The following is a 10,855-nucleotide window of genomic DNA, read 5'->3' on the forward strand; positions in this document are numbered from 1 at the left end:
ATCTTACCGGCAGTCCTACGGTGCATTATGCTGCCGACGGAGAGAACCAGTGGAGCATTAACCGCATGGTTCAGCTTCCGCAATTTTTAACTATTAATCTTGGTAAAACCTATCATGGAATCGAAGGAATGTCATTTGGAACGGCTAACGGAGCGGATGCAGCTCAAGCTCCTCGTGGTTTTTATATTGAAGCCAGTTTGAATAACGGGACATGGACACGGGTGTATACCCACCCGGGCGGCGGGTATACGCCGTTTACCTACTTACCTTTTAGTGGAGCCGCAAGCGCTGCTTATATTCGTCTAGTGATCACCGAACGGAGCGAGGGCGATACAACCTCCGTATCCGCTATAGCCGTATATAGCAGCTATTACGGTGCGATCGAACAAGAAGCATTAAACGATACCCGGCCTTGGGGGCTTAATGCCCGGCTTCAAGGGATGATGGTTATACCGCAAGGAGATATTACGGATGACGGAAACGGTTATATCTATATTAATAATACGATCGCAGTTGTAAACGCAGCTGCAGGTATGAAGTTTACCATATATGGCGGAGGCTATCACCTCCCGTCATGGGGGTATTTGTATGTAGATATTCCAACTGCTATCCCATCCGCTTGGAATAACGTAACTGTTAATCTAGCCGTGGGAGAGTATCCTCTATCTGTGAAACAATATGATAACCCTAATCGGCTTATTATTGCCCAGAGAGGCGAGGACGGTTATGCCTATTTTAATTGTGCATTGTCAGCAAAAGTTGCTGGAACGAGAATGAATGCAGACTCTGTCAATGGGATCGAATTCCGTTCGTACTACAATCAATATTTGGAATTCAAACACGGCAGCTTCTGGCAAATGCTGGAGAATAGATATGGGGCTGGCTTTGCCGCTATGCTGTCAACTGATAAGCAAACCATTACGAATGACGGAGCGGATACGATGACAATAACCGTAACCTTATCCGATGAGCAAGGTCAGATACAATCTGCTTTTAACGAGGAAGTGCAGCTTGAAATGAACGGAATGACGCAAGCGGTTAAGCTGACGGAGGGCGTTGGAACAATCACGGTCAGCAGCGAAGAGCCAGGAGAGTTTGTGCTGCGAACGGTGGGATTTGAACGTAACAGTCAAATGAAGGTGGTGATAACCGATGGCGAAAAAGCGTGACCCGCAACCGCAGCAAGCCCACTTCCACATCCCCGCCGATCCGCAGCGGCTTAAAGCAAAGCAAATTCAAGAACGCCAGCTCGAGCGTCAGTCTCAGCGGCAGGAGCTTAGCAGCTTGAAGGCGGAGTCCGGCTTCACGGTAACGAATGAAATGCTGTACGAGATGTTGTCCGATGTGCTTGAACAGCAAGCCATTATCGAGAGTAGGCTGCAGAAGCTATCCAAGCAGTTGCCGGGCCTGTCAGTTTAATTATGCAAGAACGGCAGAAAGACGTTATACAGGAGCAGCGCGAAGCAGTCAAATCCGAAATGTATAACGGAGCATTAATCCATGATTTAAGTAAGTTCATAAGATTAACTAGAGACAGAGCCAAATTGGACGCCAAAGCAAACGGTACCTACATTGTTTATGACACGTGAAGGTGAGTTTGTTAAGTACAATTCGGAATCTTATTGTCGATCGACTTGTTGTAAGTGTAAATATTGACCCTGATGCCTTGGCGCGCAGAATTGATAGTGAAAATCCCGAACGACATCAAATATCAGCTGGGAAAGAAGCAATAAAGTTAGTTAGGGAGTGCAAAGCACATCAGAGAGACTTTACAGCTGAAACAGCTGATATTTTAAGACGTCATCAGACTTCATTGGAAAATTTAATTGAACACTTGGAGCTTAGCGGCGACGAGCGGACGCAGCGGAAGATCGCGAAGGAGCTGGGAATAAGCCGCAGCTATGTGTCGCGCATTGAGAAACGGGCACTCATGAAGCTGTATCATGAGTTTTACAAGGCGAAGAAGTGATCATGTGATGCCGCCTGTAGAGGTGGCGTCTGGCTGTCGAGAAAATCAAAAGAACCATCTCTCAATTATAAAGGGGGATGGTTCTTTTTGGCATCTTGCCTGAAAAGTTTCGGTCTAGCTAGTTGTTCCCTTTTTTAATATTTATCTTTTGTCCTGAACGAATTGAAAGCGATAACAAAATAGAAAACGGAACAGGCGAACGAGTTCTTTGGAATGAATGAAAGGCGCTTTCGAGCTAAGATCAATATTAATAACTGGAATGAACAAAAGAAACGGCAACAATTCAGTAGGGGGAAGGGATATGAATACAGTAATCGAAACGTCTGATTCGGCTCGTACAGCCTCAGGCCAGACGATCGAAGGTCGTATCGGATTTGGAGAAAAGCTTGGGTATGGCGTAGGAGATCTGGCGAGTAATCTCGTTTTTGCGGCGATGACAACGTTTTTAACCTACTTCTATACGGACGTCGCAGGCATAGCCGCGGCTACGGTCGGTACCATTATTTTGATCTCTCGGGTGCTTGATGGCTTCGCTGACATTGGTATGGGAATTATTATTGATAAGACGAAATCCAAGCATGGCAAGACGAGACCCTGGATTTTATGGATGTCCGTCCCGTTTTCCATATCGGGGGTACTGCTGTTTACGATGCCGGACTTTGGAATGACGGGCAAAATCATCTGGATTATCGTCACTTATAATCTTGTAAACATCCTCTATACGGCAATTAACGTTCCTTACGGAGCGTTGAATTCCTTAATTACGCAAGACCAGTACCAGCGATCGTTGCTGAATATTTTCCGCATGATGATGGCGATGGTGGGTGCCGTGCTCGTATCGGTCATTACGACGCCAATTGTAGAGGCATTGGGAGATGGGCCGCGCGGCTGGCAGATGACGTTCGGTATCTACGGCGCGATTGCCGCGATTCTGTTCTATGTCACATTCCGCTCTACTAAAGAGAGGGTAAAGCCAGCCGCTCAACATTCAACGCCGATTGACGTTCCGGTGAAGGTCGGAGTAAAGGCACTGTTCCGCAATAAGTATTGGGCGATCATGGTTGTTGTCATGACACTGATGTTCATCATTCAAGGCACGAGCGGGGCGAACATCTATTATGCCGAATATGTGCTCGGAAACAAGGATCTGGTAGGCACATTGACTATGACTTCGTTTTTACCCTTGCTGCTTGGTATGATTGTACTAGCTCCGGTGGTTAAGAAGCTAGGGAAACGCAACGCCATGCTTATCGGAATTGTTATTGGTATAGTTGGATCGTTCATTATGATGATCAATCCGGAGAGTCTAACAATCGTCATTGCTGGCTCCGTTATTAAAGGCTTCGGAATGGCACCGATCGCTGCATCCGGGTTTGCCATGCTTGCAGATACGATCGAATATGGAGAATGGAAGTCCGGTGTACGCACCGAGGGGCTTGTCTATAGTGCTGGCAGTTTTGGCACTAAGGTGGGATCAGGACTTGGAGCTGGTGTCCTCGGATGGGCACTTGCGCTCGGTGGATACGTCGGCGGTCAGACCGCCCAGTCTGCAGCAGCATTATCATCGATTAAAGCGCTGTACATCTACATCCCGCTCTTGTTGTTTGCGCTTCAGTTTGTATTGCTTCTGTATTACAAGCTGGACAAGGAATATCCGGGAATCATTCGGGATTTGCAGGAAAGAGCCCAGAAAAAGTCTTAAACGCATAGTTGTCCAAATAGGACCTCCTTTAGCGAGGTTCTTTTTGCGCATTATTAGACAATGTCCTATGATAAAGGTAACATTGTGAATTCGTCGAAGGGGCAGTGGATATGCAGTTTCATTACGAAACGATCAAGCAGGAAGGCCATATTCCGATTAAAATCTTTACCCAATTAGTTGAGTTTTTTCCGTACCACTGGCATGAAGAAACGGAAATTCTCTTCATTCTGAAGGGCTCTATTAAAATCATGATAGATAAGCAAGGAACGATTCTGAACGTCGGAGACATCTTCCTTGTGAACCGCAACGAGATCCATTTTATCCGCTCGCTTGATCAGCAGGAAGGGACTCATCTATTGATTCTTCAGTTCAATCTTGAGCAGTTTCGAAGATTTGGCGTCGAGACGGGCGTCATGAGATTCCGGCTTAATTCGGGAGATCACGACCTGGCTCGAGAGAAGGAATACGACAGAATCCGTACGCTGCTAGCTTCTCTTATGAAAGTTGTCATTAACCGTGAAGAGCCTCAGAGGCTGCTTGTCGAGCGTCATTTGCTTGATCTTCTTATTATTCTAACTTCTCGGTTCTCCATGCCGGAGCAGAACAATGACATGCATGTGCGTGAAGATGATCAGAGGCTGCTTGAGATATTGAAATACATTAATGCCCATTCTGCCGATTCGTCTTTAAGCTTGAATCAAATTGCTGATCGGTTCTTTTTGACGCCTCCGTATCTGTCGACTTATTTTAAGACCAATATGGGAATTTCGGTGAAGAAGTTTATTGAGAATATTAGGCTGAACAAGTCTCTAAGACCGCTCAAGCTGACGGATCGGACGATCGTGGAAATTGCGCTTGAGTACGGGTTTCCCGATGCAAAATCCTATTACCGTGTCTTCCGAGAAGTGCTCGGTACGACACCGACAGTATTTCGCGAGTTGCAAAGCGTAGATGTGAGCTCTGAAAGACCAAAAGACTATTTCAGCATTAACAGCAAGGAGACACTGGCCGAGCTGTTCAAGTATGCAGATCTTAACGAAGTCGATCAACGACAGTTCCATGAGGTTATGCCGGCACGCTCGGTCGTTTATGAAGCTCGCACAGACATCCCGGGAGCGGACAAGCTGCGCCATACGTGGACGCGCCTTATGACTTTCGGATACGCATTGCACGGCCTGCGTTCGGACTTCCGAGACCAGCTCCGAATTTTGCAAAGGGATATTGGTTTTGAATACGTGAGGTTTCATGGTATTTTCGCAGATGAGCTGCTTATTTATAATGAGCGGTCAGACGGAAGCGTGTACTATAACTTTAACCATATCGACACGCTGCTCGATAACTTAATCGGCGAGGGCGTGAGGCCCTTTCTAGAGCTTGGTTTTATGCCGACTCAGCTTGCATCTTCGGATGGTGAAATCTTCTGGTGGAAGGCAAACGTAACGCCTCCGAAAGATACGGTTCGCTGGCTTGATTTGATTGAAGCGTTTATTCGGCATCTTCTGAACCGTTACGGTATTGCGGAGGTAACGACTTGGTACTTTGAGTTTTGGAATGAACCCGATATTGAAGGCGTCTTTTGGAAAGGGTCACGCGAGCAGTTTTTTGAGTTTTTCCGTGCAAGCTTCGAGCGCTTGAAAGCAATTGATTCCAGATTGAGGATCGGCGGCTTCGGCAACCTAAGCATGGTTGGAGACGGAGAGTGGCTTCGTGATTTTGCCAAATACGCGCGTAAGCATGATTTGAAGCTGGATTTTTACTCGTTTCACGTCTATCATCTATCGCGCTTTACGAATGTGGGAGAAACGTCGCTAGCCGCTGCGGAGCTGCTGGCAGATTCGAATTTTGACGATCATTTTCACTCTGAATTACTGAACAGGCTTACCGATGTTCGTCTCGGTGACGCCAATACGATCCCATTATCTGTCGAACAAGAGCTTGCAGGGTCAAGCATCCTGCCGATGACGACGTCAGAGAGGTGGATTACCGAATGGAATGCGAATACCGATTGTCGTGACCTTGTTCACGATACCTGTTATATGGCTGCATTCATTGTCCGTACGGCGCTGCGGATAGGTCAGAATGTCGAAGGGCTGGGCTTCTGGACGGCGACGGATCTTCACGAAGAGTTTCGTCTGCCCCAGCCGTTGTTTCACGGCGGCTTTGGTCTTATGACGTACAACGGAATTAAGAAAGCAGGGTTTCATGCCTTTTCTTTCCTTGCTAAGCTCGGGGATGAAATCGTCCTGCAGAAGGAAGGCGTTATTGTAACGCGGAGAGGGGATGAGTATCAGGTCCTCTTCTATCATTATTGTCATTATAACGAGCTGTATGACCAATTCGATTATTCTCAGCTTTCGCAGACCTCACGTTATGGCGTTTTCCTGAATACCGACGTAAAAGAAGTGGGTCTACGTTTGCATGGTTTGAATGGCAAATATGTCATAGAAGAGCAATGGATCAATCGTAATCAAGGCTCGTCTTACGACGCCTGGGTCGAGATGGGGGGACCGGACATGTTGTCCGCGGCTGGGTATCAGCACTTACATCGGAGGGCGGAACCGGGCTACCGGACACGAATCGAATTGGCTCAAGATATTCTCGAGCTGAAAGCGACTCTGGAGCCTCATGAGATACGGCTTTTGATTATAAATCGCAAATATTAATAGATGGCAAGGCGGGTTAAAGGGACGTTCGCGGGAAGCGGGTGTTCCTTTTCTTTATGTCCGTTTTGACCTCTGATGAGAATGTAAGCGATAACGAAATAGAAAACGGAACAGGCGAACGAGTCGTTTGGAATGAATTAAAAGGTCGGCTGAGCTATCATCAACATTAATAATTGGAATTTGTATGTATCAATTGGATCAAATCTAACAGCTGGGGGAATTAACATGAACCGAGACGCAAGAAAACTTGTAGCTCAAATGACGTTGGAGGAAAAAGCAGGGATGTGCTCCGGCTTGGATGTGTGGCATCTGAAGGGTGTCGAACGGCTTGATATCCCTTCGATAATGGTTGCTAACGGTCCGAATGGCCTTCATAAACAAGCCGGTTCGTCAGAAGGATTAAATATGGGCAACGGCATTCCCTCGACTTGTTTTCCATCTGCAGCAGCATTAGCCAGCTCGTGGAATCGTGAATTGCTCCATGAGGTAGGAGTCGCGCTCGGCGAGGTATGTCAGGCGGAAGACGTTGCCGTACTTCTTGGGCCTGGCACCAATATTAAACGGTCTCCCCTTGGCGGCAGAAATTTTGAATATTTCTCCGAAGACCCCTATTTATCGTCTGAATTAGCAGCAAGTCAAATCCAAGGCGTGCAAAGCCAAGGAGTTGGCGCCTCATTGAAACACTTTGCCGTGAACAATCAAGAGCATCGCCGGATGAGCTATGACGCCAGCATTGATCAGCGTACTTTGCATGAAATCTATTTGACCAGCTTCGAGGGTGCCGTGAAGAAGGGGCAGCCTTGGACCGTAATGACGGCTTACAACAAGATTAACGGCCAGTATGCCTCGCAAAAGGAATATCTGATAGGCGACGTTTTACGAAAGGAATGGGGGTTTGATGGAGTAGTCGTATCCGACTGGGGCGCTGTGGATCAGATTGCAGATTCAATAGCTGCCGGCCTTGAGCTTGAAATGCCTGGAAACAACGGCCTTAGCGAGAAAAAAATCATTCAGGCCGTTCAGAATGAAACCTTGCCGGTTGAGGTACTGGACCTTGCTGTTGAACGGGTCGTTCAGCTCATCTTCAGGCATGTTGACAACAAGAAGGAGCATGTTTCATTCGATCAAGAGGATTCTCATCGGCTTGCACGTAAAGCAGCGGGTGAAAGTATCGTGCTTTTGAAAAATTCGAACGGCGTACTCCCTCTCGAGAAAAGCAGTAAAGTCGCAATCATCGGCGCTATGGCTCAAAACCCTAAATTCCAAGGCAGCGGAAGTGCGATTGTCGTTCCGACCCAAGTTGACATTCCGCTTCATGAGATGAAGCAGCTTGCTTCAAACACGGCTAACCTCTCCTATGCACCAGGCTATATTCTTGATACTGAAGAGGTAGACAATAGGCTAATGGAAGAGGCTAAGCGAGCAGCGGAGGAAGCAGATATTGCGGTTATTTATGCGGGGATACCTGATGGGTTTGAATCCGAGCTTTCTGACCGCAGGCATCTGCGTCTTCCTTACAACCAAGAACAGCTTATTGAAGCCGTAGCGTCCGTTCATAACAAGGTTGTCGTCGTTCTAATGAACGGCTCCGCATTGGAAATGCCATGGGTATCGTCGGTAAGCGCGATCGTTGAAGCCTATTTTGGCGGGCAAGCAATAGGAGGGGCTCTGGCGGATATCCTTTACGGTGAGGTAAACCCGAGCGGCAAGCTTGCGGAGACATTCCCGGAGAAGCTGGAGGACAATCCTTCTTTCCTAAGCTTCCCAGGGGAAGGCAATCGAGTGGTATACAAGGAAGGCATCTTCGTTGGTTACCGTTATTATGATAAGAAAAAAATGACTCCCCTGTTCCCATTCGGGCATGGGCTCAGCTATACAACCTTCGATTACTCGAATCTTAAGCTCAGCCGTTCGCATATGAACGATACGGAAACGGTTGAAGTTCAGGTGACCGTTACGAATACAGGGACTCGTTCCGGGAAAGAGACCGTGCAGGTATATGTGAAAGATATGGTGAGCACGGTGATTCGACCGGATAAAGAGTTAAGAGAGTTTGCCAAGGTTGATCTGGAGCCGGGTGAACAAACGACAGTTACCTTTAATCTAGATAAAAGAGCCTTTGCCTATTACAATGTAGAACTGAAGGATTGGCATGTAGAGAGCGGTGAATTTGCAGTCATGGTTGGCTGTTCATCGAGAGATATATTCCAACAAGCTTTGCTTGAAGTAGAATCGACGGTGTCGCTGCGCCAAACGTACACGCGGAACTCTTTGCTAGGCGAGCTAATGAACAACCCTGCTGCAGCACCTATGATCCAGGCATTGACACAAAATTTCCAAGCGTCTATGGGGATTGCCGAGGGGGATGAAAAAATGTCAAAGATCATGCAAGCGGCTTTGGGTGCGATGCCGCTCCGAAGTCTCGTTTCCTTCAGCCAAGGTGCGTTTTCAGATGAAATGTTGGAGCATCTGCTCTCCCAATTGAACGCTCCCGCAACTCACAGCTGATGTAATGATAAGGATACCTTACTATGGAGGGGTCGTTATGCAGACAAAAGGTTCAAAACGATTTATGCTTGGTTTATTTCTCGGATGGGCAGCGTTAATGCTTGTCTTTAGTTTTGCTGACATGAGCTTGTCTAAAGCCGTGTACAACGAGACCCATTCCCGATTTGGAGCTTTTTTTGAAAACTTTGGAGAGCATCCCGCTTTTATGATCTTCTTTATAGCTGGAAATATCTTATTCAGAAACGCAAGGGATAAATCATTCGCCAGGAAGCTCGCCATTCGAATTGCAAGTGCATTTTTTATGGGACTTGGCGGCATCGGGATGATCTTTATCGGAGTCTCGCGTCAATTCGGTTGGGATGGCGGAAGCGTTTTGCTGACAAGTGTTGTCGCAGTCATTATTGTATCGGTCATTGTACAGCTGCTGCTTAATCGGGTTCCAGATGAGAAAATTAAGGTTTACAATATGGCTGCTTGGGCTGGTATCGGCATTGTTTTCACGGAAATGATCGTGGTCAACGTTCTCAAGATTTTCTGGGGGCGAATGCGGTTCCGTAACATGAATGGTGATTATTCGCAATTTACCAATTGGTTTCTCCCTAATGGCATTCAGAAGAACGGCGTTACCGCAGAGGTGTTCAAATCGTTTCCATCGGGTCATTCAGCTAACGGATGGACGATGCTAGTCTGGATGTTATTCATGCCATTCGTTAAAATATGGCGCAACACTATGCTTATCATTGCGATTGCATGGGGGCTCTGTACTTCGTATAGCAGAATCGTGATGGGCGATCATTTTGCTACCGATGTGTTGTTTGGCGCGTTCATTACGGCTTGCAGCATGATTGTATGGTGCAAATGGTTGAAAATCGAGCTTTATGCGGATTTACAAGCCGGCTCAAGTCGACACTTTCCAAAAGACGTGACTCCTAGCTGATGTGATACCAAAATGAAGAACCCTGAAGCATTGAACAGAATAATCTTCCACAGCGGCGACGAGCGAACGCAGAGGGAGGTCGCGAAGGAGCTGGGCGTTAGCCGGAGCTACGTTTCTCGAATTGAGAAGCGGGCGTTGATGATGTTATACCACGAGTTCTATAAGGCGAAGAAGTGATATTGAGAGTTAGCCTCGTCGCTAGTTTCGATGAGGTCATAAGTTCACTTCTTTTAAGACGACACCGCGTTAATATAGTATAATGGTAATAACTTATACGAACGGATGGTGTCACTATGCTACGCAATAATCGAGATAAGCAACAACAGTACGAGTTGGTATCCATTGAAGATTTAGTACCTGTTGATCATATGCTTCGCAAGATTGATAAACATATCAACTTCACCTTCACCGATGAGAAAGTTTCCCCATCTTTACTCGCAGGATAATGGTCGTCCAGCCATTGATGGAACGGAGGGCGTAAGAAGATATCCCTTAGTAATTTCCAAAAATATTCTAAAAAACAAAAAGAGAAATTCGACATTATGAGAACCAATCATTGATTACATCAATGATTGGTTCTTTTTTTGCCGTATGATCCACCTTGAAAAAGGACATCATTTTATGCGAAATGAACCGTTTTCATGAAATGTATGCGCTTTTATAATGAGAAACAAGAGGTCGCAGCGCAGCTAGCTAGCACGAAATAGACCGAAAGGAGAGGCGAACCCCATTCAGAAATCCATATTTTTAAAGCAGTTCAAAAGACAGTTGCCCTTCCAGATATTCGTATGGATCGGATTGTTGTTCCTGCTCGTGTTCAGTTACATTCCGATGTTCGGTATCATCATTGCCTTCAAAAATTATAAAATATCAACTGGCATCGACGGCATTTTTAGCAGCTCCTGGGCAGGATTCTCTCACTTTAAGGAGCTCATCAACGACTATAATTTTCCGATGCTAGTGCGCAATACGTTGGTGCTTAGCATTTTGAAAGTCATTTTTTCTTATCCGATTCCAATCCTGTTCGCCATCATCTTAAGCGAAGTCAGGCATGTATTCGTGAAACGGTTCGTACA

The 10,855-nt window shown here is 46.5% G+C and carries 6 protein-coding genes and 4 pseudogenes; all 10 read left to right on the plus strand.

Annotation, left to right across the window (positions count from 1 at the left end):
• A partial coding sequence (locus AB4Z33_RS29300) for a discoidin domain-containing protein (RefSeq protein WP_442053292.1) occupies positions 1–1,169 on the plus strand: 1,169 nt, incomplete at its 5' end.
• A complete protein-coding gene (locus AB4Z33_RS29305; protein WP_442053293.1) occupies positions 1,153–1,419 on the plus strand; it encodes a hypothetical protein in 267 nt (88 codons plus the stop codon). The genes AB4Z33_RS29300 and AB4Z33_RS29305, both read left to right, overlap by 17 nt.
• Positions 1,420–1,834: 415 nt before the next feature.
• Positions 1,835–1,969, plus strand: a pseudogene (locus tag AB4Z33_RS29310) (sigma factor-like helix-turn-helix DNA-binding protein); the annotation flags it as partial.
• Between the two features lie 301 nt (positions 1,970–2,270).
• Positions 2,271–3,671, plus strand: coding sequence for an MFS transporter (locus tag AB4Z33_RS29315; RefSeq protein ID WP_442053294.1), 1,401 nt, complete (start codon positions 2,271–2,273; stop codon positions 3,669–3,671).
• A 110-nt stretch (positions 3,672–3,781) separates the two neighbouring features.
• The gene (locus AB4Z33_RS29320) at positions 3,782–6,334 is read left to right on the plus strand and encodes a GH39 family glycosyl hydrolase (protein ID WP_442053295.1); all 2,553 of its coding nucleotides are present in this window, start codon (positions 3,782–3,784) and stop codon (positions 6,332–6,334) included.
• Positions 6,335–6,559: 225 nt separating this feature from the next.
• Positions 6,560–8,842 carry a glycoside hydrolase family 3 C-terminal domain-containing protein gene (locus AB4Z33_RS29325; RefSeq protein ID WP_442053296.1) on the plus strand — a complete coding sequence of 761 codons (2,283 nt, stop codon included), beginning with the start codon at positions 6,560–6,562 and terminating at the stop codon, positions 8,840–8,842.
• A 37-nt stretch (positions 8,843–8,879) separates the two neighbouring features.
• Entirely contained in the window at positions 8,880–9,779 is a 900-nt protein-coding gene (locus AB4Z33_RS29330; protein ID WP_442053297.1) for a phosphatase PAP2 family protein, read from the plus strand.
• Between the two features lie 54 nt (positions 9,780–9,833).
• Positions 9,834–9,956: pseudogene (locus AB4Z33_RS29335) on the plus strand (sigma factor-like helix-turn-helix DNA-binding protein); the annotation flags it as partial.
• 116 nt (positions 9,957–10,072) lie between these two features.
• Positions 10,073–10,244: pseudogene (locus AB4Z33_RS29340) on the plus strand (IS5/IS1182 family transposase); the annotation flags it as partial.
• Positions 10,245–10,547: 303 nt separating this feature from the next.
• A pseudogene (locus AB4Z33_RS29345) lies at positions 10,548–10,855 on the plus strand (sugar ABC transporter permease); the annotation flags it as partial.

It is taken from the genome of Paenibacillus sp. 2TAB19, from assembly GCF_052115185.1.
Lineage (GTDB): Bacteria > Bacillota > Bacilli > Paenibacillales > Paenibacillaceae > Pristimantibacillus.